The sequence below is a fragment of the Micromonospora sp. PRAS1 genome (assembly GCF_059553435.1).
In genome coordinates, this window is the sequence record NZ_JCANNB010000004.1 from 139,419 (window position 1) to 164,817 (window position 25,399).

Sequence of the window (25,399 nt, forward strand, 5' to 3'; positions counted from 1 at the left end):
AGCACCGGGCAGTAGCCGAACGCCGGCCAGCCGCAGGGCGGCGGTCAGCGGAACTGGGCCTCCCGCACGCTGTTGCCACCGTCGACCACCAGCATCTGACCGGTGATGTAGGACGCCGCCGGCGAGCAGAGGAAGGTGATCGCCGCAGCCACCTCGTCGGGGGTGCCGGGGCGACCCACCGGCGTGCCCAGGCCCTGCTTGATCTCGGCCATCGTCGAGGCCGCGGTGTAGATGGTGCCGGGCGCCACCGCGTTGACGGTCACCCCGTCGGCGATCATTTCCATCGCCAGCGCCCGGGTCAGCCCCACCACGCCCGCCTTGGCCGCCGCGTACGCCGCCTCGGTGGGCAGCGCGTTGACCGGACCGGCGGTGGCCGCCAGGTTCACGATCCGGCCCCAGCCCCGCTCGGCCATCCCGCCGATGAACGCCCGGCTGCACAGGAACGCCGTGGTCAGGTTCCGATCGATCTCGCCCCGCCACTCGTCGTAGCTGAGCTGGGCGACCGGCCGCAGCACCTCCGGGCTGGCCCGGCTGGCCAGGCCGGCGTTGTTGACCAGGACCTCCACGTCACCGAGCTGTTCGGCGACCGCGTCCGCCAGCGCGCCGACCTCCGACTCGTCGGTCAGGTCGGCGACGAAGCCGGTCACGCCGAGTTCGCCCGCCCGGTCGTGGATGCGCCGGGTGGTGGAGACGATCGCCACCCGGGCACCCAGGTCGGACAGTCGCCGCGCGGTGGCGTACCCGATGCCGTCCGGGCTGCCCGCACCGGTCACCAGGGCGACCTTGCCGTCCAGCCGCATGGTCACCGGGTCGGGCAGCGGAGCCGGTGAACCTTGGTCGTCGGGCCCCGGCCCTGTGGCGGGGCGAGAGCGTCGGGCCACGCCGGGACGGCTGACATCCCGCCTCGTCCTGCCGCCGGACCGGTCTGCCGCACGCGCGTCAATCGCCATGCCGAGATCCTGCCTCCTGCCGGGGCGCCGAGCAACGCGGCACCCGCTGCCGGGCGCGTCGAAGGGTTGCCGGGTGGTGGCTACCCTGACTGCGCCCGAGCATCGCGACGGAAGTGAGCCCGATGACACAGCCCCCGCCGTCCGGCGGCTGGCCCGACCCCGCGTCGACCGGCCAGCCCTCCAGCCCGCCGGCCGACCCGACTCTGCCGGTGAGCCCGCAGCAACCCGTACCGCAGCAGCCCTTCGGATACGACCCGTACCAGCCGACCACCCCCTACCCGCCCGCCGACCCGTACGCCGGCGCGAAGTTGGACCCGGGCAGCACGGCGTACGGACCCGCCGGCTACCCGCCGCCCCAGCCCGGCTACCCGCCGCCGCCCGGCTACGGCTATCCGCCGCGGCAGACGAACTCGATGGCCATCGTCGCCCTGGTGCTCGCCCTGATCGGGATCGGTTCGTGCATCACCGCGCCGATCGGCGCGATCATGGGGCACGTGGCCATGCGTCAGATCCGGGAGACCGGCGAGGGCGGTGAGGGCATGGCGAAGGCGGCAATCATCGTCGGCTGGATCCTCACCGGCCTGCTGGCGCTGGTGATCATCGGTTACGTCGTCGCCATCGGGTTCGCCATCGCGAGCTCGTCCACCAGCTGAAAGCGACAGGAAACGACGCGCCCGCCCCGATTCCGGTCGGGGCGGGCGGTCCGGAGCTGTAGGAACGGGCCGTCGATGGCCTGCTTGTCGTGCATCCGGGCGGCCATCAGGATCCGCATGAGGATGTACATGGGGTCGCGTGGGATCGAGGGCGTTGGGATACTCCGGCATGTGACGATCACGGGGAGCGAGAGCCTGCGGGTGCTCGGCACGGACGAGGAGTTGGCGGCCCGGCTGGACGCGGAGTTGACCGCCGTCAACCAGCGGGCGACCGGCGCCGACGACGAGGCCGATCTCTCGGTACGGGTCACCGGGTCCGATGGTGCGCTGGTGGCCGGGCTGACCGGGTGGAGTTGGGGCGGCTGCGCCGGGATCAACATGGTCTGGGTCCGCGCCGACCGGCGCGGTGAGGGCTGGGGCGGCCGGCTGTTGGCGGCGGCTGAGGAGGAGGCCCGGCGGAGGGGTTGCACGGAGATCTCGGTCGCCTCGTTCTCCTTCCAGGCCCCGGACTTCTACCGGCGGCACGGTTATCTCGACACCGGCCGGCGGGAGGGCATCCCCGGCGGTCACGTGGATCACCAGTTCTGGAAGTCGCTGGTCACCGAGGCGGCCGCCGCAGTGCGCCTGGTCGCCCTGGTGGAGTATCCGGCCGCTGCGGTAGAGGCCGGCCAGCAGTACGAGGACAGCGTGCTCGCCCTGCTTCCCCGACACGGTGGCCGGGTCGAGCGGCGGCTGCGGACCGGCGACGGGCACAGCGAGGTGCACATCATCCGGTTCGACACCCGGGCCGGCTACACGGCGTTCCTGGCCGACCCGGAGCGGACGGCGCTACGAAACGCGTTGGGCGAGACCGCGCTGAACACCCGGGTGCTGGAGGTGCACGAGGTCTGAGGCAGCCGGCCTCAGTCGCGTACCGGTGCCGCGGCGGCCTGGACGGCGGTGCTGACCTCAGTCGCGTACCGGTGCCGCGTCGGCGGGGGCGGCGGTGCTGACCGGCGCCGCGGAACGGGCGGTCCGGGTGCTGGCGAGCACCACCACGGCGACGCCGACCAGGACCAGCGCCAGGCCCGGCAGGGTCGCCGGAGCGGGCAGTTGGCCCAGCCAGGCCCAGCCGATAAGCGCCGCCCCGGGGACCTCCAGCAGGATCAGCACGCTTACCGTGGTGGCCGAGACCCGCCGCAGCGCGTAGCTGAACATCGAGTGGCCGAGTAGTTGGGCCCCGACGACCAGGGCCAGCACGGCCAGCCAGCTCCCGGCGTCGAAGCCGCCCAGCGGCACCCGCCCGACCAGGCAGACCACCAGCAGGATCAGCGCGCACACGCCGTAGCAGATGGTGGTGTAGGTGGCGGTGCTGACCGTGACCCGGGCCTGCTCGCCGAGCGCGACGTAGACCGCCGCGAACATGCCTCCGGCCAGCGCCAGCAGGTCCCCGGTGAAGGCCGTGCCGGAGACGGTGAAGTCGGCACCTGTGGCCAGCATCGCTCCGGTGACCGACACGCCCACGCCGGCCCACATCCCCACCGGCAGTCGCCGGCCCTGGGCCCGGGCGATCAGGCCCTGCCAGACCGGTTGGGTGGCGACCAGGGCCGTCGCCGCCGCGACCGAGGTCAGCTTCGCGCTCGGCATCCAGACGGCGAAATGGGCCGCCAGGGCCACTCCGGACAGCACGCAGAACATGCCCTCCCGCCGCCCGGTGGCGGTGATCAGCCGGCGGAACTCGGCCCGGCGGCGGACCGCCGCGAACGGACTCAGCGCGGCCGCCGCGAGGACGTTGCGCCAGAACGCCACGGCCAGGGCGGGGGCGGCGGCGAACGCGATAAGCGGCGCGGAGGAGGAGACCGCGACGACGGCGAGCGCCAGGGCTCCGGTGGTGAGCAGGTTCGGCGGCGAACGGTCAGGTACGGGCGGCACGAGGTGAGATCCTCACACGCGACCGGCCGGTACATCGCGTCAGGGCGCGGTCACGATGGCGCCGTCGCAGGCCGCCTACCTGGGTGATCAGTGCCGCCGGACCCGATGCAGCCGGAACGGCCGGCGGGTCGGGCGGACCACCGGTGCCGGCCGGGGCGGCTCGGCGAGCGAGCCGGCCGGCAACTCAGCGCCGTGTACCGGCGCCCCGGCCGGGGAGAGCCGGAGCAGGGCGCAACCGTCGGCGGCCCAGCGGGCCAGCAGATCCGCGGTGGGACCCGGTGCGTTCAGTCGCTTGGCGCCCACAAGCGGGGCCAGCGTGTCCCACTCGTCGGTCCCCGGGACCACCCGGGTGACCCGAGCCGGCCAGGTCACGATCCGGCCGCCGTGGTCACCGCGGAGCGTCACCGCTGCCTCGTCGGCCTCGGCCAACCCCGGCGCGGCCTGCTCGCCCGGACCGGTGACCACGAACAGCGCGTTCTCCAGTGGCACACACCACAGGGCGAACGACGGGCCACCGGCCACCGCGACCCAGGCCACGGAGGCCTTCTTCATCGCCTCGTCGACCAACGGGGTGCGGTCGGGCTCCTCGGTCACCACGGCATCCTCTCGTACGGCGTCGGCCGGGTCAGCCGACGAAGGGCGGTACCAGGATCTCTCCCCGCGCCACCGCCTTCACCTGGCCGGCGACGGTGGCACCCACCACCGCACCGCCCTCCGCAGTGACCGTGCAGGCCAGCGAGGAGGGCCGCCCCATCTCGATCCCCTGCGCGACGGTGTACGACGATCGTCCCTCAGCCGGCAGCAGGCCGCTGGCGACCAGCCACACCCCCAGACCGAGCGCGGCCGATCCGGTCGCCGGGTCCTCGGGTACGCCGAGTCCGGGCACGAAGACGCGGGCGTGCGCGGTTTGCGCGTCGGCATTCCAGGAGAAGACGCTCACATGCTCGATCCCGTACCGCCCTGCCGCCACCGAGTTGAGCTGGGCGCGGGCCAGGGCGTCGGGGCGTACCGGCAGGAACGGGAACTCCAGTCCGCAGCCGGCCACCCGGGGCGGCGGGCCGAGATGGTCCTCGGCGGTCAGCCCGGCCACCTCCAACAGCGGCTCCGGATCCAGTTCCGGGCCGAGGGTGGGGCTGCCGCCGGTCAGGGTCGCGCCCGCCTCGGTCACCTCGATCGGCAGCACTCCGGCCTGGCACTCCTGGGTGACCTGCCCCAGCGGGAACAGCCCCCGCTGGCTGGCGGTGACCGCCGCGCCGACGCTGGGGTGGCCGGCGAACGGCAACTCCTCGGTCGGGGTGAAGATCCGAGCCCGGTAGGTCGCGCCGACCTGTGTGGCGGGCAGCACGAAGACCGTCTCCGACAGGTTGAACTCCCGGGCCAGTTGCTGCATCTGCTCGGTGGCCAGCCCTTCGGCGCCGAAGACCACCGCGAGCGGGTTCCCGGCGTACGGACGGTCGGTGAAGACGTCCACGATCTCGTAAGCCAAGGTCGACATGTTGATAAACCCTAGGCCCTTAGGCTGGTGCGCGTGAGCACGCCGACCCGGGTGTACATCGCCCGACTTGCCGGAGTGGCCGTCTTCGATCCCAACGGCGACCAGGTGGGCCGGGTCCGCGACGCGGTGGCCCGGCTGCGCCCGGCCCAACGACCACCCGAGGTGGTGGGTCTGGTCGCCGAGATGCCGATGCGCCGGCAGATCTTCCTCTCCATCAACCGGATCACCTCCATCGACGCCGATGCGATCGTGCTGGGCAGCGGCACGCTGAACCTGCGCCGCTTCGAGAAGCGCCCGAACGAGCTGCTGGTGCTCCAGGAGCTGTTGGACCGCCGGGTGCAGATCGAACCGGAGAATCGGGCGGCGACGGTGGTGGACGTGGCGATGGAGTGCAGCCGGGGCGGTGAGTGGTCGCTCACCCGGGTGGCCGTCCGCGAGCACACCGGCCGGCTCGCCCGCCGGGGCAACCTGCACCAGGTCGAGTGGGACAAGGTACGCGGACTCAGCGGCGTCGCCGACGCCCGCGGCACCGCGAACCTCTTGGCCGTACTGGAGGACCTGCGCCCGGCCGACCTGGCGAACGCGTTGCAGGACCTGCCCGACACCCGGCGGAACGAGGTCGCCGCGGCCCTTGACGACCAGCGGCTCGCCGACGTGCTGAGCGAGTTGCCCGAGCACGACCAGGTCGAGATCCTCACCGCGCTGGGTCGCGAGCGGGCCGCCGACATCCTGGAGGAGATGGATCCGGACGACGCCGCCGACCTGCTCGGTGAGTTGCCCCCGCCGGAGCAGGACGTGCTGCTCGACCTGATGGAGCCGGACGAGGCCAACCCGGTACGGCAGCTGCTGAAGTACACCCCGGGCACGGCCGGCAGCGTGATGACCTCCGAACCGGTGATCCTGCCGCCGGACGCCACTGTCGCCGAGGCGCTGGCCCGGATCCGGGAACCGCAGCTCTCCCCGGCGGTGGCCGCCCAGGTGTTCGTGGCCCGTACGCCGATGACCACCCCGACCGGCCGCTACCTGGGCATGGTGCACTTCCAGCGGCTGCTCCGCGAACCTCCCGCCGACCTGCTCGGCGGCGTGGTGGTAAACGACATCGACCCGCTGCGCCCGACCACCCCGCTGCCGGAGATCACCCGCCGGATGGCCACCTACGACCTGGTGGCCATGCCGGTGATCGACCGGAACAACCGGCTGGTGGGTGCCGTCACCGTCGACGACGTGCTGGATCATTCGCTGCCCAGGGACTGGCGGGATCGCGACGCCGTGCCGAGCCCCGCCGCATCGGCGACCACGAACCCGACCGCCGCCGACGACGACCCGATGGAGCGCCGCAATGGCTGATCAGCGACGAGCCGAGCGGCTGGACCTGCCCCGGGAGCCACGCGGGGTGCGGCTGCCCCGGGTCGATCAGGAGACCTTCGGGCGCTGGGCCGAGGGCATCGCGCGCGGCATGGGCACGGCGCTCTTCATCGTGTACATGACCCTGGTCCTGGTGCTCTGGTTCGTCTGGAACACCCTCGCACCGGAGGGCATCCGGTTCGACCCGTACACCTTCACCTTCCTCACGCTGATCCTCTCCATCCAGGCGTCGTACGCGGCTCCGCTGATCCTGTTGGCGCAGAACCGCCAGTCGGACCGCGACCGGGTGGCGCTGGAGGAGGATCGGCGCCGGGCCACCATGCAGAAGGCCGACACCGAGTACCTGGCCCGGGAGATCGCCGCGCTCCGGATCGCGCTGGGCGAGGTGGCCACCCGCGACTTCGTCCGCTCGGAGCTGTCCCGGCTGGCCGAGGAGCTGGACGAGGCGGCGCAGCGCCGGCAGCGGCTGGAGCGGCGGCTACGGGCGGAGGCCGAGGCTCGTACCGGCGACGGACTCGACGAGCCCCGCGACGAACTGGACGACGATCATCCGGGTGACGGCTCCCGCGAGGCCGGAGCGAGCCGACCGCCGGAGAGCTGATCGTCTCGCTCACACCGGGTGCCGCTGGCACCGGGAGCCGATCCCGACCGACGTAGCATTGCGGGCATGTCAGCTCCCGTCAGCACCGTCAACGACGCCGTTCAGGCCGCCCTGGCCACCGTCAACGACCCGGAGATCCGCCGGCCGATCACCGAACTCGGCATGGTCCGCTCCGCCGAGGTCGGCGAGGATGGTGTGGTCCGGGTCGAGCTGCTGCTCACGGTGGCCGGTTGCCCGTTGAAGGACAAGCTGCGTACGGACATCACCGCTGCGGTGGGCGCGGTGAGCGGGATCACCGGCGTCGAGATCGAGTTCGGCGTGATGAGCCCCGAGCAACGCCAGGCGCTCCAGGCCAAGCTGCGCGGCGGCGGTGCGACCGAGGAGCCGGTCATCCCCTTCGCCCAGCCCGGCTCGCGCACCCGGGTGTACGCGGTGGCCAGCGGTAAGGGCGGCGTGGGCAAGTCCAGCGTGACGGTGAACCTGGCTGCGGCCCTGGCCGCCCGGGGCCTCTCCGTGGGCGTGGTGGATGCGGACATCTACGGGCACTCGGTGCCCCGGATGCTCGGCGCGGACGGTCGCCCCACCCGCGTCGAAGACATGATCATGCCGCCCCAGGCGCACGGCGTGAAGGTCATCTCGATCGGCATGTTCACCGCCGGCAACGCCGCCGTGGTCTGGCGCGGCCCGATGCTGCACCGCGCTCTTCAGCAGTTCCTGGCCGACGTCTACTGGGGCGATCTCGACGTTCTCCTGCTCGACCTGCCGCCGGGCACCGGTGACGTGGCCATCTCCCTGGCCCAACTGCTGCCCAACGCCGAGATCCTGGTGGTCACCACGCCGCAGGCCGCCGCCGCCGAGGTGGCCGAACGGGCCGGTGCAATCGCCCTGCAGACCCACCAGCGGGTGGTAGGTGTGATCGAGAACATGTCCTGGCTGGAGCTGCCGGACGGTTCCCGGATGGAGATCTTCGGGGCCGGCGGCGGCCAGACCGTCGCCGATTCGCTCACCCAGACCATCGGGGCGCAGGTGCCGCTGCTCGGTCAGGTGCCGCTGGACACCCGGGTCCGGGAGGCGGGCGACGAGGGCAATCCGATCGTGCTCGCCGAGCCGGACTCCCCGGCGGCGAAGGCGCTGAACCAGGTCGCCGACCGGCTCGCGCTGCGGCGTGAGTCGCTGCTCGGTAAGCCGCTGGGCCTCAAGCCGGCCGGCCGCTGACCGGTCGCGTGGTCAGGTGATCTCGTCGTAGCTGGCCGTGCGGGCGGCCGGTGCCGGGGTCGCGCCGTCGACCGGCGCGGAACTCGAAGACGACGACGGCGCCGACGGGGAGGGGCTGGCGGGCGTACGCGGATCCGCAGCGGTCGCCACCTCCTTGAGGTCGTTGTGCACGTGCGTGACGTCCGCCCGGAGATCGTCGTAGATGCCCTGCAACGGCTTCCGGATCGCCTGCTCGTCCTCCTCGGTGAGCAGGTGCTTGCGGATGAACGCCTTGGGGTGCAGGTCCTCAAGCTGGATGTCGGTGCCGAGTTCCTTGCTCAGGTCGGTGGTGGCGTTACGGGCCATGTTGCGCAGGTTGCGCACCATGCGCAGCCCGTCGGCGATCACCGCCGGCAACCGGTCGCCGAAGATCAGCAGCGCCAGCAGCAGCAGCGCACCGACCTCCCACACGTTCAGGTTCTCGAACACGCTTGGCCTCCTCCCGGCTACCGCAGCCAGAGTACGCACGTCGACGGCCGGGCCAGAAGAGGGAGAGCGGTCACTTCACATCTGCGGCAAGGGTCACCGAGGCGTTCTGCCGGGTGGAGCCCCGGCGGTACTCGACGGTCACCACCGAACCGGGCGCGTACTTGCGGACCAGGGCGATCAGGTCGGTCGGCTCGCTCATCGGGCGACCGTTGAGCTTCAGGATCACGTCACCGGCCTGGAGTCCGGCACCGGCCGCCGGCCCGGACGGCTCGACCGCCGCGAGGCGTACGCCGGAGCCGCCGCTGCCCGAGCCGGGGCCGCCGACCTGGGCGCCGATCACCGTACGGCGGGCCTTGCCGGTGCCGATGATGTCCTGGGTGATCCGTTTGGCCTGATTGATCGGGATGGCGAAGGCGAGACCGATGTTGCCCGCCTCCTGGCCGTCGGAGACCAGGGACTTGATCGTGGAGTTCACCCCGATCACCCGCCCGGCCGCGTCGACAAGCGGCCCGCCCGAGTTGCCGTGGTTGACCGCAGCGTCGGTCTGGATGGCGGCGTAGTAGCGCGTCGGCCCGCCGGGCTCGCCGGCCTGCATCGTCCGGTCCAGGGCGCTCACGATGCCGGCGGTGACCGTGTTGGCCAGCGACAGCGGCGAACCGATGGCCAGCACCGGGTCGCCGACCGCGAGCGAGTCGGAGTCGCCGAACTCGACCGGACGCAGCCCGTTCCGGGAGACCTTGATCACTGCGATGTCGGACTCCGGGTCCTGCCCCACCACCGTCGCCGAGGCGGTACTGCCGTCGTTGAAGATCACTGACGCCTGGCCGGTGCCGCCCGCGACCACGTGGTCATTTGTGATCACGTGCCCGTCGACGCTGGCGATGAAGCCGGAACCCTCACTGGTGCCGGCCGCCCCGGCCACCCGTACGGTCACCACGCTGGGCAGGACCCGTTCGGCGACGCCGGCCAGCGACTCCGGCGCCCGCTGCGCGAGCGTCGGCGCGGAGCCCGCAGGGGCACCGAGCACCGGCGCGCCAGCGCCGCCACGGACCGCGAAGGTGTACCCGAGGGCACCGCCGAGCATGCCGGCGAGCAGGGCGCTCACCAGCGGAATGAGCATCAGATGACGAAGCCTCGGACGCCCGGGGGCGTCCGGGTCGGTGACCGGTTCCGGTTCGGTGCCCGGAGCCGGCACCGCCGGTATCACCACCGCCGCCCTGGCGTGCGGGTCTCGCCACGGATCGGCAAGCGCGTCGGACCACCATGGCGATGCCGCGTGGCCGCCCTGCTGCGCTGACGCGGCCGGCTGGCCGCCCGGCAGCGGTGTCGGCGGCGAGCCCGCCGGCGGGTGTCCGGGCCCCGGCTGTCCCGCCGGTACGCCGCTCCCACCGGGCTGGCGCCAGTCCCAGCCGTCGGTCACTCGGTGCCTCCCACTCCGTCCCCGGTATCCACGCTCCGCGATCGGACGTCGTCCGTGAGCGGTCGACAGGACACCGCTTCCAGGATTGCACGGATACGCCCCGACGGGTCATCGGTTGTCACTGCGGGTGGACGCCCGGCTGCGCCCCTGGCGGCCCGCCTCTAGAGTCACAATGCCCACCCGCCCCGCGCATCATGCTCGCCGCCCGGAGGTGTCCCATCGCCACGGTCGCCGGTTCCGGCAGTTCGACGAACCCGGCTCTGAGTTTCGCCGAGTCGTACGTAACCGAGGATCTAGTCCTGCGCACCGCGCGCAGCCTCGCCCGCGAGGTCGGTCTCGACGCGGTCACCCCCGGTGCGGGTGCCGCATTGCGCCTGCTCGCCGCCGCCGGCAACGCCCGCGCGGTGGTCGAGATCGGCACCGGCACCGGTGTCAGCGGCGTCTGGCTGCTGCGCGGCATGCGTGCCGACGGGGTGCTCACCACCATCGACGTCGAGGTGGAGCACCAGCGGATCGCCCGACGCATCTTCGCCGAGGCCGGCTTCGCCGCCGGCCGTACGCGGATCATCACGGGCCGGGCGCTGGACGTCCTTCCCCGGCTCGCGGACGGCGCGTACGACCTGGTCTTCGTCGACGCCGAGGCGACCGGCTTCACCGCCTGCGTGGAAGCCGCCCTGCGGCTGCTGCGACCGGGCGGTGTGCTGGTGCTCAACGGCACGCTGGCCGGGGGCCGGATCGGCGACCCGGCGGCGCGCGACGCCGAGACGGTGACGGTACGCGAGACGGTGAAGGCCATCCGCGAGTCGGAGCACTGGATCCCGGCGCTGCTGCCGGTGGGCAGCGGGTTGCTCGCCGCCGTCAGGTGCTGAGCCATCCGCTCAGGCGAGCGTGCCCAGCCAGCGCAGCAGCCCGCGTACGCCCCAGCCGGTCGCGCCCCGGGTCAGCTCCGCGTCGTCCCGGTCCGACCAGGAGGGGGCGGACATGTCCACGTGCAGCCACCGGTCCCGCAGCTCGCCGGTGAACTCCCGCAGGTAGAGCGCGGCGAGCACGGAGCCGGCCCCCTGGGTGGGCGCGCTGTACAGGTCGGCCAGGTCGCTGCCGAGATGCTCGACGTAGTCGGCGGGCAGCGGCATCCGCCAGGCGGACTCGCCCGCCGCGTCGATGGCGGCCAGCAGGTCCTTGGCGAGCTGGTCGTTGTCGCTGTAGAGGGCACCGGTACGGGTGCCGAGCGCGACCGCGTTCGCCCCGGTCAGGGTGGCCAGGTCGATCAGCAGGTCCGGCTTCAGCTCCTGCACGGCGTAGGCCAGGGCGTCGGCGAGGACCAGCCGCCCCTCCGCGTCGGAGTTGGTCGTCTCGCTGGTCAGCCCGCCGTAGTGCCGGACGATGTCGCCAGGACGGAAGGCGCCGCCGCTGACCATGTTCTCGGCCAGCGGGGCGAGCGTGGTGACCCGGACCGGCAGCCGCAGCGCCGCCGCGCCGAGGGTGGCCGCGACGACCGCAGCCGCCCCGGCCATGTCCTTGCGCATCAGCTTCATCGCCGGCACCGGCTTGATCGAGATGCCACCGGTGTCGAAGGTGATGCCCTTGCCTACCAGTACCACGTGGGTCCGGGCGTCGGCCGGCTGCCAGTCCAACTCGACCAGGCGCGGCCCGCTGGCCGAGCCGCCGCCGACGGTCAGGATCCCGCCGAATCCCTCGGCGGCCAGCTGCTCGGGCTCGCGGACCCGCAGCCGCAGCCCGGGCAGGCCGGCGGCGGCCTCGGCGACCTGACCGGCGAACCACTCCGGGTTCTTGACCGAGGACGGGGTGTTGGTGAGATCGCGGGCCAGCCGGGTCATCCGGGCGGTCGTCCGGGCCGTCTCCACCGCCTGCTCGTGGCTCTCGGGGTCGTCGAGCGCCAGGTCGACGCCGGTGAGCGTGGGAGCGTCGGCGTCGGCACCGAGCCGGAACCGGTACGAGCCCAGCAGCAGCCCCTCGACGAGACCACGAACCGCCTCCGGCGACACGCCGCCCGGCAAAGCTAATGTGACATGCGTCTCATCCTTGGCGGCCCGGACCAGTGCCGCTCCGGCCGACCGCCAGGCCGCCTCGTCGCCCGCGCCGATCCCTACCAGCAGCAGCCGGGCCGGCACAGCTCCCGGTCGGAGTTGGACGCGGACCTCACCGGCCCGGCCGGTCAGTCGCGCCAGCGGGGCCAGCGCAGCGGCCTCGTCGGCGACCCCGTCGGGCAGCGCCACGCCGGTCGGGACCGGCCCGGCCGGCGCGTCGTCGGCTCCGCCAGGTCGGATGGGTAGGGCCACGGTGTCGAGCCGGTCCGGCTCGGCGGTCAGACGGATGGCGAGCACGCGGAGCCGTACCTCCTGAGGAAGGTCGCGGACCGGAACGCCCGCGAAATGATGTGAAGGCCCTGAGCCACCGGCGGTAGCCGGTGGCTCAGGGCTAGACGAAACCGTCCGCGGCGGCGAGCGTCGCTGACGGACCGGCCTTTCAGCCGGCGGCCGCCTTCAGCGCGTCACCGAGCGCCGTCGCCTCGTCGGGAGTCATCTCGACGACGAGCCGGCCACCGCCCTCCAGCGGAACGCGCATGACGATGCCCCGGCCCTCCTTGGTGACTTCCAGCGGACCGTCGCCCGTCCGCGGCTTCATCGCCGCCATGTTGTCTCCCCTCAGACCTACACCAGGGTCGGTGGGTTGCCCCACAGCCACTTAGCCATGACCTCCCGCAACCTGCACGGGGGTTGTCGACCAACGATTTTCCCTGATGAACACCGCCGGACCCAAACCGAAGCAGCATTGATGTAACAGCATCTAGCTTATCCCGAGATGGCCTGTCACAATGTGCGGTCATGCAGGCACGGTCGGCTCTCTTCGACCTGTACGGCGACCATCTCCGGCCCCGGGGTGGCCGCGCACCGGTTGCCGCCCTGGTCAAGCTCCTGGCACCGCTCGGGATCGCGCCACCGGCCGTCCGGACGGCGGTCTCCCGGATGGTGCGTCAGGGCTGGCTCGAACCGCTGAAGCTGGTCTCCGGACCGGGCTATTCGATCACACCGAAAGCCGCCCGCCGGTTGGACGAGGCCGCCTCCCGGATCTACCGCACCGGCCGGGTCACCTGGGACGGCCGGTTCGACCTGCTGGTGCTGGACGCGCCCACCGCGCGCCGGGACCGCCAGCGGCTCGCCGCCAACCTGCGCTACCTCGGCTACGGCACGCTCGACGAACAGACCTGGGTCGCCACCCGGCCCGCCGAGGATCTCGACCTGCTGCTCAACGAGGCGGGCGTACGTTTCGAGCGGTTCAGCGCCGCGCACGCCGCCGGCACCCCCGGCGCGATGGGTCTGGTCCGCCGGGCCTGGGACCTGGCCGAGATCGGCCGGGCCTACGAGCGCTTCGTCGCCGAGCAGCGGGCGGCGCTTGCCGGGATCACCGTCCGCAGCAGCGACGAGGACGCGTACGCCGCCCGGTTCCGGTTGGTGCACGCGTGGCGTACCTTCCTCTTCCGGGACCCGCAGCTGCCCCCGGCGCTGCTGCCCGAACGCTGGCCCGGCATTGCCGCGGCCGGCTTCTTCGACCGCCACGCGGCCCGGCTCCGGCCGGCCGCGGACCGGTACGTCGAGCAGTGCCTCGACGGTGGTAACCGGTCAGCCCGACCTAAGGATCGCCAGACGTGACCGACCCGCTGCTCGTCGACCGCACCGACGCCGTCGCCACCCTCACGCTCAACCGCCCGACGGCGATGAACGCGCTCGACGTGGCACTCAAGGAGGCGCTGCGGGACGTCCTCGCCGAGCTGGAGGCCGACCGGAGCTGCCGGGCGGTGGTGCTCGCCGGTGCCGGCGGGTCGTTCTGCGCCGGCCAGGACCTGCGCGAGCACGTCGGCACCCTGGAATCGGGGGGCGGCGGCAACCCGCTGGACACCGTCCGAGCCCACTACAACCCGATCGCCGCCCGGCTGGCCAGCCTGCCCAAGCCGGTGGTGGCCGCGGTCCGTGGGATGGCCGCCGGGGCCGGTGCCTCGCTGGCGTTCCTTGCCGACATCCGCATCGGCGGGCCGTCGACCAGCTTCCTGATGGCCTTCGCCAAGGTCGGGCTCGCCGCCGACACCGGCGCGTCCTGGACGCTGCCCCGGCTGGTCGGCCACGCCAAGGCCGTCGAGCTGCTGATGCTGGCCGAGCCGGTACGCGCCGAGGAGGCGTGCCGACTGGGCCTGCTCAACCGGCTGGTGGAGGAGGACGACGGCGTACTGCCGGCCGCCCAGGAACTCGCCGCCCGGCTGGCCGCCGGCCCGACGGTGGCGTACGCGGCGATCAAGCGCCAGCTCTCCGTGGCCGACGCCGGCACCCTGGCCGACGCGTTGGCCGCCGAGGCGCAGGCCCAGGCGATCTGCGGCGGCACCAGCGACCACCGGGCGGCCACCATGGCCTTCGTCAACAAGCAGAAGCCGGTCTTCGAGGGCCGCTGAGCCGCCCGCGTCGGCGGGTGGAACACGACGTCCGCGCGCGGCCACGCCGCGCTGGCGCGGGCCGGAGGGCCCGCGTCGGCGTCAGTCGTCCTCCTCCGGATCCTGGTTCGCCTCCGCGCCGAGCACGAACGCCTGCATGGCCAGCTCGTCTCCGGAGGGCGAGACGAAGGCGGGCAGCTCGCGCGGGCCCAACTCCTGCACGTACGCCCAGAACAGACGGACCGCCTCGGCCGGCGAGTCGGCCTCGATCGGCAGGTCCAGGCTGACCAGCCACGAGCGTCGCTGCGGCGGCGGGCCGAGCCGGTCGACCAGCTCGCGGAAGGTGCCCGGGTCGAGGGCGGTCACCGGACCGCCGAGCACAAGCGCGTCGGCCGGCACCGGCTGGTCGAAGGCGCGCCGGGTGTACGCCACCACAAGCGTCTCCGGCCCCCGGTCGGACTGCGGGTCGTCCGGGTCCTCGGGACACTGGGCCGTCGGCGCGGCGACCCGGCCCACCGCCACCAGCCGGGTCGGCTCGGCGGCCAGCACCGCGATCTGGTCGCCGGGGCGGGGCAGGCCGACCTCCGCCAGCCCGGTCAGCTCCAGCGTGTCATGGTGGACGAGCCGCTCGGCGTCGTACCGCCCGGCGGGCAGCAGGACCGCCCAGGTGCCCGTGTTCTCCGCGTAGCTCGCCCCGTTCACCCGGTGTGCGGTGTCGGTCGTCATGGTGCTATCCCATCACGCCCGCACCGGACGGTACGACGTGGCAGCCCGCGAGGTGGTCGTCGACCATCCCGGTCGCCTGCATCAGCGCGTACGCAGTGGTCGGGCCGACGAAGCGGAACCCGCGCTTCTTGAGCGCCCTGGCCATCGCCGTGGAGGCCTCGGTGAGCGCCGGCACCTCGGCGTGGCTGGTGGGCCGGGGCCGGCCGCTCGGTGCGAAGGACCAGAGCAGCGCGGAGAGCCCCGCGGGCAGTTCCAGTGCGGCCCGCGCGTTGGCGATGGCCGCCTCGATCTTGGCGCGGTTGCGGACGATGCCCGCGTCGGCGAGCAGCCGGGCCACCTCGGCCTCGCCGTAGCCGGCCACCGCGGCGATCCGGAAGTCGTCGAAGGCCCGCCGGAACGCGGGCCGCTTGCGCAGGATGGTCAGCCAGGACAGCCCGGACTGGAACGCCTCCAGCGTGATCCGCTCGTAGAGTTCGTCGTCACCATGCAGCGGGCGGCCCCACTCGGTGTCGTGGTAGATCGCGTAGTCGGGGGTGCTCGCTCCCCAGGCGCAGCGGGCCAGCCCGTCGGCGCCGATCACCAGGTCAGTCACGGCACCCAGGCTAGTCAGGCCCCCCGACGTTCAGGCTCCTCGATGCGCCACGGCTCGATGGTCAGGGCAGCTCGATGGTCAGGGCAGGCGGCCCTGTTCGACCTGGCGGGCGAAGCGGCGCAGCGCCTGGGTGAGGCTGAACTTCGAGCCCGGCCAGAGCACCGGCCAGGCCACCCGGCCGGCCGGCCCGCCGGGCACGTGGAACCACTCGTGCCACACCACCTGGCTGCGCCCGCCCGCCAACTGGGTGCAGCGCAGCACACCCGGGCCGCGCAGCAGCGTCCCGCAGTGCACCACACCGATCTCGTACGGCGCGTCGACCCGGACCACCCGCATCTCGTCCCGGAGCACCGCCGGGCCGAGCGTGGTGACCGCCTCGATCAGGCTGCCCTCGCCACCGTCGCCCTCGACCACCCGCACCTTGGTGAACGGGATCCAGTCGGACTGCCGTTCCCAGGCCAGCAGCGCCGCGAAGACCTGCTCCGCCGGCGCGTTGACGATCACGGTGGCGGTCACCTCGCCGGCACCGGGCTGCGCCGCCTCGCGAAGATCGTCAGGAGTGTCCGGATCGCTCACTTCGGCTCCGAGCGGACCGCGGCAGCGTCCGGCTCGTCCTTCGCCTCGGCCGTCCGGTCCGTCGCCGGTGCGCCGAACTCGGTGCCGCTCTCCGGGGTGGGATCCACGGCGGACGTGGCCGCGGCCGGCTCGACGGCTGCACCGGCAGCGGTCGACCTGGGCGAGCTGGCCGATTCAAGCGAGCTGCCCGACTCGGGCGCGGTGGTCGGCTCGGTCGGCGCGGTGACCGGCTCGGGGGCGGTGACCGGCTCGCTCGGCGTGCCAAGCTCGATGACCGGCTCGTTGGCGGTGGCCGGCTCGGGTGGTGCCGTGGCCCGACCGGCGGACTGCTCGCGGGCCTGCCGCAGCGCGTCGGCGTCGGCCGTCCGCCCCTGCCGCAGCGCCGCCACCTCTGCCTCCAGGACGCCGATCAGCTCGGTCTTGTAGCCGATGTCGTACGCGGCCCGACGCAACGCCTGGTCGACCTGGGCCATCCGGTAACCGCGCAACGCGGTGTCGAAGCGCACCTCACCCACGTCTGTCTCGCGCAGCGGGCGGTCACCGGGCAGCGGCACCGCGCGCCCGTCCGCCTCCGCTGGAACCAGGCCGGGATCCCGGCCGCTGACCAAGACCGTCACTCCGAACACCACCGCCGCGACGGCGACCGCCACGACCAGCACGAGCAGAAGCTGACCCATGCACTGATCGTGGCACGCCGACGGGAGCAGGGCGACCCCACCCGGCGCGGCGGATCGGACGGGACCGGGAACCGTCGGCGGCGACCGGATAGCGTCACCGGTGCGCAGCGGCGAGATCGGCCGGGCGTACGGCGGTGAAGGAGGCGACGTGACCGGGGTGCTTCGGCTCGGTGGACGGACGTTCGGCCCCGACGATCTGGTGGTGATGGCGATCGTCAACCGCACCCCGGACTCGTTCTTCGACCGGGGTGCGACGTTCGCCGCCGACAGCGCCCTGCGCGCGGTGGAGCGCGCGGTGGACGAGGGCGCGGAGATCGTCGACATCGGCGGGGTGAAGGCCGGACCGGGCTCCGAGGTCGACGTCGCCGAGGAGATCCGGCGTACCGTCGGCACCATCGCCGCCGTCCGGGCCGCCTTCCCCCAGTTGGTCATCTCGATCGACACGTGGCGCGCCGAGGTGGCGGTCGAGGCGGTGGCCGCCGGCGCGGACCTGCTCAACGACACCTGGTCGGGGGCGGACCCGGCGCTGGCCCGGGTCGCCGCGCGCACCGGTGCCGGGCTGGTCTGCTCGCACGCGGGCGGGCTCAGCCCGCGTACCCGGCCGCACCGGGCCGCCTTCGACGACGTGGTGGCCGACGTGGTGCGGACGGTGACCGGCCTCGCCGAACGTGCGGTCTCGCTCGGGGTCCGGGCGGACGGCATCCTCATCGACCCGGCACACGACTTCGGCAAGAACACCCGGCACTCGTTGGAGATCACCCGGCGGCTCGGCGAACTGGCCGACACCGGGTGGCCGCTGCTGGTCGCCCTGTCGAACAAGGACTTCATCGGCGAGACGTTGGACCTGCCGGTGAGCGAGCGGTTGGAGGGCACGCTGGCCGCCACCGCGATCTCCGCCTGGCTGGGCGCCCGGGTGTTCCGCGCCCACCAGGTCCGGCCGACCCGCCGTGTCCTCGACATGGTCGCCGCCGTCGCGGGCACCCGTCCACCGGTGCTCACCCGGCGGGGTCTCGCCTGACGGGAACGGACGGGTCAGGTCCAGCGGGAACGGTGAGGTCAGGTCCAGGTGAGGATCCGGCGACGCCAGGCGTAGAGCAGGCCGAGGGCGAGCACGGCCACGAAGACCGCCATCTCGGCCACGGTGACCAGCCCGAAGCCGGCCCGGTCGAAGACCAGGGCCCACGGGAAGAGGAACACCGCCTCGACGGCGAACACCACGTAGAGGTACGCGTACACGTAGTAGCGGATCTGCATCTGCGCCCAGTCGCCCCCGACCGGGTCGATGCCGCACTCATAGCTGGCGCGCTTGCCGGGCGGGTCGGCCGGCCGGGCGGGACGCAGCACCCGGTTGGCCGAGAAGGCGACGACCAGGAACAGCACGCCGGCGAGCAGCAGCAGCCCGAGCGTCGCGTACGAGCCCAGGTAACCGGTCACGGTCGGTCAGCCTACCGCCCGGATCAATTCGCCGCGGCGTTGCGAAGTTGTTTTCACCGGGGACTAGTGTCCTCGGGCAACTTCTGGCCAACATGGCAGCACCACCAACCACCAGCACGGAGGCCCGATGGTTCGGCCGGATGGACGACCCGCCCAGCGGTGGGCCGACCGATGGCGGCTGCTGCCGTTGCTGGCCTGCGCCCTGACCGTCGGCCTGGCGACCGGCGTCGCCGCGGTACCCGGCTGGGCGGCGACCGGCGCGCCGGTGAGCCGCACCGGCGAGACGGGACCGGACCGCACCGGCAAGTCCGGGCCGGACAGCCCGCCAGGTGAGCCGACGGGCGACCCGACGGAGCCCACCACCCCGCCGGCCACCGTGGAACCGCCGGGCGAGACCAGCCCGCCACCGTCGCCGTCGATACCCGCACCGAGCGGCACGACCCGGGTACCGACGCCGGGCAGCCCACCCAGGGCAACCAGCACGCCACGGCCGACGTCCGTTCCGCCGAGCCCTCGGCCGACACCGACGTCGACACCGACGTCGGTGTCGACCGGCGCACCGTCGCGGCCGGCCGGGGTGCAGGTCGACAGCGGCGGCATCACCCTGCGGGCCGACGAGGTCGCCATCGACGCCGACGGGGGCAGCGCCGGACTCACCGTCTCGCTCGGCAACAGCGGCAGGGGCGCGGCGCAGGGGCGGGTCGAGGTGGAACTGCCCACCGGGATCACGGTGCCGGTACCGCCCTCCGGCTGCGTGACCGCGACGGCCACGCGTACCCACTGTGAACTGGGACCGGTGCCGGCGGGACGGACGGCGGAGCTGCGGTTGCCGATCGCGGCGACGCCGCGGGCACCCCGGTCCGGACCGCTCGCCGGTGTGGTGATCGGCCACCTCGACGCCCGGGACGGCCCCAGCCGGCGGGTCCGACTCAACTTCCGGATCATGGCGGCGCCGGAGGAACCGGCGGTGGTGCCGCCACCGGGGCCGGTCGCCGCACCGAGCGCGCCACCGGCCGCCGCAGCCGACGGCGGGATGACCTCGACGACCCGGACGGCGGTGTCGCTGATCGCGCTGCCGGTGCTGCTCGCCCTCGGTCTGGTCACCATGTCGCTACGCCGCCGGATGGCGGTGCCCCACGCCGGGACCGGATCGACACCGAGCCAGCGGACCGGAGCCGGCGCACCTCCCGGGACCGGATCGGGGCCGGAGACCGAGGGCGGCATCTGGTTCCGGGCGCAACGACCGGCTCGGCGAAGGGGCGGTGATCTGGATTACGGCGGGCCGGGCGAAAGCACCCAAGGGCACGCATAAACCCACACAATCCGATCCCAGTCGGCGGACCTGTGGGCAGGAGGTGACCTCGATTCGACGTAGGCTCTCAGGTGAGGAACGACAGCGGGCCGGACGGTCACCGGACGGCCGGGTGCAGCGGCACGTCAAGGAGGTCTTCGTGGCCGGGCAAGACGGGGTCACCAGCCAGTTCAGCCGGCCGCAGCGCGGCACGCGACAAAGCGAGGTGCGGCCGTGAGCAAGCAGATCCGCCAACTGGACCGGGTGGTCATCCGGTTCGCCGGCGACTCCGGCGACGGCATGCAGCTCACCGGCGACCGGTTCACCTCGGAGACCGCGCAGCTGGGCAACGACATCTCCACGCTGCCCAACTTTCCGGCCGAGATCCGGGCGCCCGCCGGCACCCTACCCGGTGTGTCGAGCTTCCAGGTGCACTTCGCCGACTACGACATCCTCACCCCGGGTGACGCACCGAACGTGCTGGTGGCGATGAACCCGGCGGCGCTCAAGGCGAACCTCGCCGACCTGCCCCGGGGCGCCGACATCATCGTCAACACCGACGAGTTCACCAAGCGCAACCTGGCCAAGGTCGGCTATGCGAGCAACCCGCTCGACGACGACACGCTCGACGGCTACGCGGTCCACCCGGTGGCGCTGACCTCGATGACGATCGGGGCCCTGGCCGAACAGGACGTGTCCAAGAAGGACGCCGAGCGGGCCAAGAACATGTTCGCCCTCGGTCTGCTCAGCTGGATGTACTCCCGGCCGTACGAGTCGACCCTGCGGTTCCTGGAACGCAAGTTCGCCAAGCGGCCCGAGTTGGTCGCGGCGAACGTCGCCGCCTTCAAAGCCGGCTGGAACTTCGGCGAGACCACCGAGGACTTCTCCGTCCGGTACGAGGTCAAGCCGGCCAAGATGCCGGCGGGCACGTACCGCAACATCACCGGCAACATGGCGCTGTCGCTGGGCCTCGTCGCCGCCGGGGTCCGCTCCGGCCTGCCGGTCTTCCTCGGCGCGTACCCGATCACGCCGGCCTCGGACATCCTGCACGAGCTGAGCAAGCACAAGCGCTTCGGCGTCACCACCATGCAGGCCGAGGACGAGATCGCGGCGATCGGTGCGGCGCTGGGTGCCTCGTACGGCGGTGCGCTCGGTGTGACCACCACAAGCGGCCCGGGGGTGGCACTCAAGGGCGAGACGATCTCGCTGGCCGTGGCGCTGGAACTGCCACTGCTCATCGTGGACGTGCAGCGGGCCGGCCCGTCCACCGGCATGCCCACCAAGACCGAGCAGGCCGACCTGAACATGGCGCTGTTCGGCCGGCACGGCGAGGCCCCGGTCGCGGTGATCGCGCCGAAGTCCCCGGCCGACTGCTTCCACGCCGCGATCGAGGCGGCGCGGATCGCGCTCACCTACCGCACGCCGGTGATCCTGCTCTCCGACAACTACGTCGCCAATGGCTCCGAGCCGTGGCTGCTACCCGACGTGGCGTCCCTGCCGGACCTGCGGGTCGAGTTCGCCACCGCGCCCAACGGCGAGGACGGCAGCACCTTCCTGCCGTACCTGCGCGACCCGCAGACCCTGGCCCGGCCGTGGGCGATCCCCGGCACCCCGGGCCTGGAGCACCGCATCGGTGGGCTGGAGAAGGCCGACAAGACCGGTGACATCTCGTACGACCCGGCCAACCACGACTTCATGGTGCGTACCCGGGCCGCCCGGATCGAGGCGATCGACGTCCCCGATGTCGAGGTGGAGGACCCGGACGGCGACGCCCGGGTGCTGGTGCTCGGCTGGGGCTCGACGTACGGCCCGATCGGTGCCGCCTGCCGCGCCCTGCGCCAGCGCGGGTTGCCGGTGGCGCAGGCGCACCTGCGGCACCTCGCGCCGATGCCGGCCAACCTGGGCGCGGTGCTGCGCTCCTACGACCGGGTGGTCATCCCCGAGATGAACCTCGGCCAGCTCGCCCACGTGATCCGGGCCCGCTACCTGGTCGACGCGATCGGCTACAACCAGGTCCGCGGCCTGCCGTTCACCGCCGCCGAGCTGGAGACGATGCTGGAAGAGGTCCTGAAGAATGTCTGAGCCCGTCGCCCTCAAGCTCACCGCCAAGGACTTCAAGTCCGACCAGGAGGTGCGCTGGTGCCCCGGCTGCGGTGACTACGCGATCCTGGCCGCCGTCCAGCAGTTCATGCCGGAGCTGAACATCCCCCGGGAGAACATCGTCTTCGTCTCGGGCATCGGCTGCTCGTCGCGTTTCCCGTACTACATGAACACCTACGGGATGCACTCGATCCACGGGCGGGCCCCGGCGATCGCCACCGGGCTGTCGGTCTCCCGTCCCGACCTCTCGGTCTGGGTGGTCACCGGCGACGGCGACGCGCTCTCCATCGGTGGCAACCACCTGATCCACGCGCTGCGCCGCAACGTCAACCTCAAGATCCTGCTGTTCAACAACCGGATCTACGGCCTGACGAAGGGGCAGTACAGCCCCACCTCCGAGGTCGGCAAGATCACCAAGTCGACGCCTGTCGGGTCGGCGGACGCACCCTTCAACCCACTCTCGCTGGCGTTGGGCGCGGAGGCGACCTTCGTCGGTCGGACCATCGACTCCGACCGCAAGCACCTCCAGTCGGTGCTGCGGGCCGCGGCCGAGCACGAGGGTTCGGCCTTTGTGGAGATCTACCAGAACTGCAACATCTTCAACGACGGTGCGTTCGACGCGCTCAAGGACCCGGGGATCCGGGACGACCACCTGATCCGGCTGGAGCACGGCCAGCCGATCACCTTCGGCAAGGACGGGCAGTTCTGCGTCGTACACCCGCCGGGTGGTTTCGGCCTGGAGGTACGCGAGACCGCGGCCACCCCGGCCGAGGAGATCGTCGTGCACGATGCGACGGTCACCGACCCGGCGTACGCCTTCGCACTGTCCCGGCTGCCCGGCTTCGACCTGCGGAACACCCCGATCGGCGTGTTCCGTTCGGTGCGCCGGCCGTCCTACGACAGCGTGGTGCAGGAGCAGTTGGCCGACGCCCGGGCACAGGTGACCGAGACCCCCGAGCAGCAGCTCGCCGGCCTGCTGGCCAGCGGCGACACCTGGACGATCAACTGACCCTCGCCGCTTTCGGTCAGGGCAGGGTGTTCGCGGTGGGCCGGTCGTCGCGTACGTGCACCAGTAGGTCGCCGGTTTCCACCACCGCGCCCGCCTGGTCCGCCAGGGTGACCACCTTGCCCCGGCGGACCAGCGCGATGACAAGCGCGTCCAGGTCGCGGGGGTTCCGGCCGACCTCGTGGCGCTCGGCCGACCGCATCGCCAGCGCCATGCCCTGACCGGGGGTGAGCAGGTCCTCCACCACGTCGATAAGCGGCGGAGCCGAGGTCGACAGGCCGAGCAGCCGGCCGGCGGTCGCCGAGGAGACGATCACGTGGTGGGCACCGCTCTGCTTGAGCAGCGGGGCGTTCTCCGCCTCCCGGGCGGCTGCGATGATCCGGACCTGGCCGGCGGTGAGTTGGCGTACGGTCAGCGCCACCAGGACCGACGCGTCGTCGCTGTCGGTCGCGATGATCACCGCCTTGGCGGTACGCACGTGCGCCTGGTTGAGCACCGAGGAGCGGGTCGCCGATCCTTCGATGGCGACCAGCCCGTTCGAGGTCGCCTGCCGCAGCGCCGAGCCGTTGCGCTCCACCACGACGATCCGGGACTTGTCGAGCCCGTTCTCCATAAGCGCGGAGATGGCGCTGCGCCCCTTGGTGCCATAGCCGCAGATGATGACGTGGTCCTTCAATTTTCTCTCCCACCGGTGCAGGCGACGGCCGGTCCGGTACTGCTCGGTCAGGACCTCCAGCGTGGTGCCGACCAGGATGATCAGGAACAGCACCCGGGCCGGGGTGATGAACAGGACGTTCACCAGCCGGGCGCCCTGGGTGGCCGGCACGATGTCGCCGTATCCGGTGGTCGACAGCGAGACCACCGCGTAATAGAAGCAGTCCAGCAGGGTCAGGCCGTCGCCGTTGATGTCGCGGTACTGGTCGCGCTCCAGGTAGACGATCGCGACCACGGCGAGCACCAACCCGACGGCGGCCGCCAACCGTAGGCTCAGCGCGCTGAGCGGGCCGCGCCGCTGCGCGGGAAAATGGATCACCGGGGGACCTGCCCCGCCTCCGTGGCGTGCACGCCCACAACATAGCCCCTGATCGGGATTCCGCATGCCGGGGCGGGCGACATGCCCGACGGCGGCCGGGCATGATGGGTGGGTCAGCGCAGGACCGGCGAAAGCGAGGCCCGGCATGTCGTTGCTGCGACAGGTGATCGGTGCGGTGCTGCGCCGGGAGCGCCAACGTCAGGGGCTCACCCTGCGGGAGCTGGCGCAGGCCGCCGGGGTTTCCGTGCCGTACCTCTCCGAGGTCGAACGGGGGCGCAAGGAGGCCTCCTCGGAGGTGCTCGGGGCGATCTGCCGCGCACTCGGCCTCTACCTCTCCGACCTGCTCGAAGAGGTCCGCGACGAGCTGCGCCGGGTCGAGCGACGGCGGCCGGCGGCGCCCCGGGCCCGCTACCTTCCGACCGCACCCCAGGCCGGCTACGTGCCGGCCGGGCACCGGATCGCTCCGCTCGGATTCGGTACGGACGGCTCCACCCATCCCGTCGCCCTGCTGCCGGGCTCCGGCTTCGGCACCCCGCCGATCGCCGGTCGGTGGTTCGCCGGGCATGCGCCGACCGGCGGTCTTGACGGCAGCCTGACCGGTGGGCTCCGGGTCGTCCTCTTCGCCGACCGGGGCGCTGCCGCCGGTGCCATCGCCCGGGGCCGGTCACCGCTGCGACGGCCGACCGCCAACCGCTCCCGCCCGCAGTGCCGCCGGCAGTCCTGCCACCCGTTCTGCCGTGGGCGGATCTGCCGCCGGCAGAACCGCTGGAAAGCGACCACGCGCGCCGCGCAGGCTGGTTGAGCCGGCACCCGGGCGAGGAGATGTCGCACGCCGGCGGGTGGAGGGGTGACGACATGACCACGATGCTGGACGACGGCCAGCGGACCTTCGGCGACCAGGTGTTCGAGCGGCTGCTCCGGGAACGGATCGTCTATCTCGGCAGCGAGGTGACCGACGAGATCGCCAACCGGATCTGCGGCCAGATCCTGCTGCTCTCCGCCGAGGATCCGGAGCGGGACATCCACCTCTACATCAACTCGCCGGGCGGCTCGGTGACCGCCGGCATGGCCGTCTACGACACCATGCGCTTCGTCCGCAACGACGTGGCGACCCTGGCGCTGGGCCTGGCCGGCTCGATGGGTCAGTTCCTGCTCACCGCAGGCACCGCCGGCAAGCGGTACGCGCTGCCACACACCCGGATCCTGATGCACCAGCCCTCCGGCGGCTTCGGCGGCACCGTCGCCGACATCACCATACAGGCGGAAAACATGCTGAGCGTGAAGCGGACCATGCTGGAGCTGATCGCCCAGCACAGCGGACGCCCCGTCGCGGAGATCCAGCAGGACTGGGACCGGGACCGCTGGTTCACCGCCGAGCAGGCCCGCGATTACGGCCTGATCGACCAGGTGGTCACCGCCGCCACCCAGCTCTCCGACGGCTGACA

Annotated in this window: 28 protein-coding genes and 1 pseudogene; 14 read left to right on the plus strand and 15 right to left on the minus strand. The window is 72.5% G+C overall.

Annotation, left to right across the window (positions count from 1 at the left end; genetic code table 11):
* Positions 1 to 44 precede the first annotated feature (44 nt).
* On the minus strand, positions 45 to 881 hold the full coding sequence (locus tag AC507J_RS05910; protein ID WP_496288033.1) for an SDR family NAD(P)-dependent oxidoreductase: 837 nt from the start codon (positions 879 to 881) through the stop codon (positions 45 to 47).
* Between the two features lie 191 nt (positions 882 to 1,072).
* Between AC507J_RS05910 and AC507J_RS05915 the strand changes: the two genes are divergently transcribed.
* Positions 1,073 to 1,603 carry a DUF4190 domain-containing protein gene (locus AC507J_RS05915; protein WP_496288034.1) on the plus strand — a complete coding sequence of 177 codons (531 nt, stop codon included), beginning with the start codon at positions 1,073 to 1,075 and terminating at the stop codon, positions 1,601 to 1,603.
* A gap of 50 nt (positions 1,604 to 1,653) precedes the next feature.
* Here AC507J_RS05915 and AC507J_RS05920 read toward each other — a convergent pair.
* Positions 1,654 to 1,755 (minus strand): annotated as a pseudogene (locus AC507J_RS05920) (CoA ester lyase); the annotation flags it as partial.
* 19 nt (positions 1,756 to 1,774) lie between these two features.
* Between AC507J_RS05920 and AC507J_RS05925 the strand changes: the two are divergent.
* Positions 1,775 to 2,494, plus strand: a complete 720-nt coding sequence (locus AC507J_RS05925; protein WP_496288035.1) for a GNAT family N-acetyltransferase — start codon at positions 1,775 to 1,777, stop codon at positions 2,492 to 2,494.
* A gap of 57 nt (positions 2,495 to 2,551) precedes the next feature.
* Here AC507J_RS05925 and AC507J_RS05930 read toward each other — a convergent pair whose 3' ends face one another.
* From AC507J_RS05930 to AC507J_RS05940, 3 genes are all read right to left on the minus strand, one after another.
* Entirely contained in the window at positions 2,552 to 3,514 is a 963-nt protein-coding gene (locus AC507J_RS05930) for a DMT family transporter (protein ID WP_496288036.1), read from the minus strand.
* 87 nt (positions 3,515 to 3,601) lie between these two features.
* Entirely contained in the window at positions 3,602 to 4,066 is a 465-nt protein-coding gene (locus AC507J_RS05935; RefSeq protein WP_496288169.1) for a hypothetical protein, read from the minus strand.
* A gap of 73 nt (positions 4,067 to 4,139) precedes the next feature.
* Positions 4,140 to 5,009, minus strand: a complete 870-nt coding sequence (locus tag AC507J_RS05940) for a PhzF family phenazine biosynthesis protein (RefSeq protein ID WP_496288037.1) — start codon at positions 5,007 to 5,009, stop codon at positions 4,140 to 4,142.
* 33 nt (positions 5,010 to 5,042) lie between these two features.
* Between AC507J_RS05940 and AC507J_RS05945 the strand changes: the two genes are divergently transcribed.
* From AC507J_RS05945 to AC507J_RS05955, 3 genes are all read left to right on the plus strand, one after another.
* Positions 5,043 to 6,356, plus strand: a complete 1,314-nt coding sequence (locus tag AC507J_RS05945; RefSeq protein WP_496288038.1) for a magnesium transporter MgtE N-terminal domain-containing protein — start codon at positions 5,043 to 5,045, stop codon at positions 6,354 to 6,356.
* On the plus strand, positions 6,349 to 6,975 hold the full coding sequence (locus AC507J_RS05950; RefSeq protein WP_496288039.1) for a DUF1003 domain-containing protein: 627 nt from the start codon (positions 6,349 to 6,351) through the stop codon (positions 6,973 to 6,975). The genes AC507J_RS05945 and AC507J_RS05950 overlap by 8 nt, the downstream gene beginning before the upstream one ends.
* Before the next feature lie 66 nt (positions 6,976 to 7,041).
* Positions 7,042 to 8,190 (plus strand): Mrp/NBP35 family ATP-binding protein, encoded by a 1,149-nt coding sequence (locus AC507J_RS05955; protein ID WP_496288040.1) that lies wholly within the window; start codon positions 7,042 to 7,044, stop codon positions 8,188 to 8,190.
* Positions 8,191 to 8,202: 12 nt separating this feature from the next.
* Here the strand turns inward: AC507J_RS05955 and AC507J_RS05960 are convergent, their stop codons facing one another.
* Together AC507J_RS05960 and AC507J_RS05965 are read right to left on the minus strand one after the other, a co-directional pair.
* On the minus strand, positions 8,203 to 8,658 hold the full coding sequence (locus AC507J_RS05960; protein ID WP_496288041.1) for a twin-arginine translocase TatA/TatE family subunit: 456 nt from the start codon (positions 8,656 to 8,658) through the stop codon (positions 8,203 to 8,205).
* 70 nt (positions 8,659 to 8,728) lie between these two features.
* Positions 8,729 to 10,078 (minus strand): S1C family serine protease, encoded by a 1,350-nt coding sequence (locus AC507J_RS05965; RefSeq protein ID WP_496288042.1) that lies wholly within the window; start codon positions 10,076 to 10,078, stop codon positions 8,729 to 8,731.
* A gap of 194 nt (positions 10,079 to 10,272) precedes the next feature.
* Here AC507J_RS05965 and AC507J_RS05970 point away from each other — a divergent pair, with 194 nt between their 5' ends.
* Entirely contained in the window at positions 10,273 to 10,947 is a 675-nt protein-coding gene (locus AC507J_RS05970) for an O-methyltransferase (protein ID WP_496288043.1), read from the plus strand.
* A gap of 9 nt (positions 10,948 to 10,956) precedes the next feature.
* Here AC507J_RS05970 and AC507J_RS05975 read toward each other — a convergent pair whose 3' ends face one another.
* Both AC507J_RS05975 and AC507J_RS05980 read right to left on the minus strand, forming a co-directional pair.
* Positions 10,957 to 12,423: a leucyl aminopeptidase family protein gene (locus tag AC507J_RS05975; RefSeq protein ID WP_496288044.1), complete on the minus strand. Its 1,467-nt coding sequence runs from the start codon at positions 12,421 to 12,423 to the stop codon at positions 10,957 to 10,959.
* A 142-nt stretch (positions 12,424 to 12,565) separates the two neighbouring features.
* The gene (locus AC507J_RS05980; protein ID WP_013283866.1) at positions 12,566 to 12,733 is read right to left on the minus strand and encodes a DUF3117 domain-containing protein; all 168 of its coding nucleotides are present in this window, start codon (positions 12,731 to 12,733) and stop codon (positions 12,566 to 12,568) included.
* A gap of 191 nt (positions 12,734 to 12,924) precedes the next feature.
* On the opposite strand from AC507J_RS05980, the gene AC507J_RS05985 reads away from it, so the two are divergent.
* Together AC507J_RS05985 and AC507J_RS05990 are read left to right on the plus strand one after the other, a co-directional pair.
* Positions 12,925 to 13,749 (plus strand): PaaX family transcriptional regulator, encoded by an 825-nt coding sequence (locus AC507J_RS05985; RefSeq protein WP_496288045.1) that lies wholly within the window; start codon positions 12,925 to 12,927, stop codon positions 13,747 to 13,749.
* Positions 13,746 to 14,540: an enoyl-CoA hydratase/isomerase family protein gene (locus AC507J_RS05990; protein ID WP_496288046.1), complete on the plus strand. Its 795-nt coding sequence runs from the start codon at positions 13,746 to 13,748 to the stop codon at positions 14,538 to 14,540. Before AC507J_RS05985 ends, AC507J_RS05990 begins: the two co-directional genes overlap by 4 nt.
* Before the next feature lie 81 nt (positions 14,541 to 14,621).
* Here AC507J_RS05990 and AC507J_RS05995 read toward each other — a convergent pair whose 3' ends face one another.
* The 4 genes from AC507J_RS05995 to AC507J_RS06010 all read right to left on the minus strand — a co-directional run bounded on the left by AC507J_RS05995 (position 14,622) and on the right by AC507J_RS06010 (position 17,090).
* Positions 14,622 to 15,245 carry a hypothetical protein gene (locus AC507J_RS05995; protein WP_496288047.1) on the minus strand — a complete coding sequence of 208 codons (624 nt, stop codon included), beginning with the start codon at positions 15,243 to 15,245 and terminating at the stop codon, positions 14,622 to 14,624.
* A 4-nt stretch (positions 15,246 to 15,249) separates the two neighbouring features.
* Positions 15,250 to 15,837: a DNA-3-methyladenine glycosylase I gene (locus AC507J_RS06000; protein WP_496288048.1), complete on the minus strand. Its 588-nt coding sequence runs from the start codon at positions 15,835 to 15,837 to the stop codon at positions 15,250 to 15,252.
* Between the two features lie 78 nt (positions 15,838 to 15,915).
* Entirely contained in the window at positions 15,916 to 16,413 is a 498-nt protein-coding gene (locus tag AC507J_RS06005; protein WP_496288049.1) for an SRPBCC family protein, read from the minus strand.
* Positions 16,410 to 17,090: a DivIVA domain-containing protein gene (locus AC507J_RS06010; protein WP_496288050.1), complete on the minus strand. Its 681-nt coding sequence runs from the start codon at positions 17,088 to 17,090 to the stop codon at positions 16,410 to 16,412. Before AC507J_RS06010 ends, AC507J_RS06005 begins: the two co-directional genes overlap by 4 nt.
* 148 nt (positions 17,091 to 17,238) lie before the next feature.
* Between AC507J_RS06010 and folP the strand changes: the two genes are divergently transcribed.
* Positions 17,239 to 18,108 carry a dihydropteroate synthase gene (folP, locus tag AC507J_RS06015; protein ID WP_496288051.1) on the plus strand — a complete coding sequence of 290 codons (870 nt, stop codon included), beginning with the start codon at positions 17,239 to 17,241 and terminating at the stop codon, positions 18,106 to 18,108.
* Positions 18,109 to 18,146: 38 nt separating this feature from the next.
* Here the strand turns inward: folP and ndhC are convergent, their stop codons facing one another.
* A complete protein-coding gene (gene ndhC / locus AC507J_RS06020; protein WP_496288052.1) occupies positions 18,147 to 18,524 on the minus strand; it encodes an NADH-quinone oxidoreductase subunit A in 378 nt (125 codons plus the stop codon).
* A gap of 127 nt (positions 18,525 to 18,651) precedes the next feature.
* Here ndhC and AC507J_RS06025 point away from each other — a divergent pair, with 127 nt between their 5' ends.
* From AC507J_RS06025 to AC507J_RS06035, 3 genes are all read left to right on the plus strand, one after another.
* The gene (locus tag AC507J_RS06025) at positions 18,652 to 19,836 is read left to right on the plus strand and encodes a hypothetical protein (RefSeq protein WP_496288053.1); all 1,185 of its coding nucleotides are present in this window, start codon (positions 18,652 to 18,654) and stop codon (positions 19,834 to 19,836) included.
* A 213-nt stretch (positions 19,837 to 20,049) separates the two neighbouring features.
* Positions 20,050 to 21,897, plus strand: coding sequence for a 2-oxoacid:acceptor oxidoreductase subunit alpha (locus AC507J_RS06030; protein ID WP_496288054.1), 1,848 nt, complete (start codon positions 20,050 to 20,052; stop codon positions 21,895 to 21,897).
* Complete coding sequence (locus AC507J_RS06035; protein WP_496288055.1) at positions 21,890 to 22,924, plus strand: 2-oxoacid:ferredoxin oxidoreductase subunit beta; 1,035 nt, start codon at positions 21,890 to 21,892, stop codon at positions 22,922 to 22,924. The genes AC507J_RS06030 and AC507J_RS06035 overlap by 8 nt, the downstream gene beginning before the upstream one ends.
* Before the next feature lie 16 nt (positions 22,925 to 22,940).
* Here AC507J_RS06035 and AC507J_RS06040 read toward each other — a convergent pair whose 3' ends face one another.
* Positions 22,941 to 23,954, minus strand: coding sequence for a potassium channel family protein (locus AC507J_RS06040; RefSeq protein WP_496288056.1), 1,014 nt, complete (start codon positions 23,952 to 23,954; stop codon positions 22,941 to 22,943).
* Positions 23,955 to 24,099: 145 nt separating this feature from the next.
* Between AC507J_RS06040 and AC507J_RS06045 the strand changes: the two genes are divergently transcribed.
* Positions 24,100 to 24,756, plus strand: a complete 657-nt coding sequence (locus AC507J_RS06045; protein WP_496288057.1) for a helix-turn-helix domain-containing protein — start codon at positions 24,100 to 24,102, stop codon at positions 24,754 to 24,756.
* Positions 24,757 to 24,809: 53 nt separating this feature from the next.
* Positions 24,810 to 25,397 carry an ATP-dependent Clp protease proteolytic subunit gene (locus tag AC507J_RS06050; protein WP_496288058.1) on the plus strand — a complete coding sequence of 196 codons (588 nt, stop codon included), beginning with the start codon at positions 24,810 to 24,812 and terminating at the stop codon, positions 25,395 to 25,397.
* Positions 25,398 to 25,399: the final 2 nt, after the last annotated feature.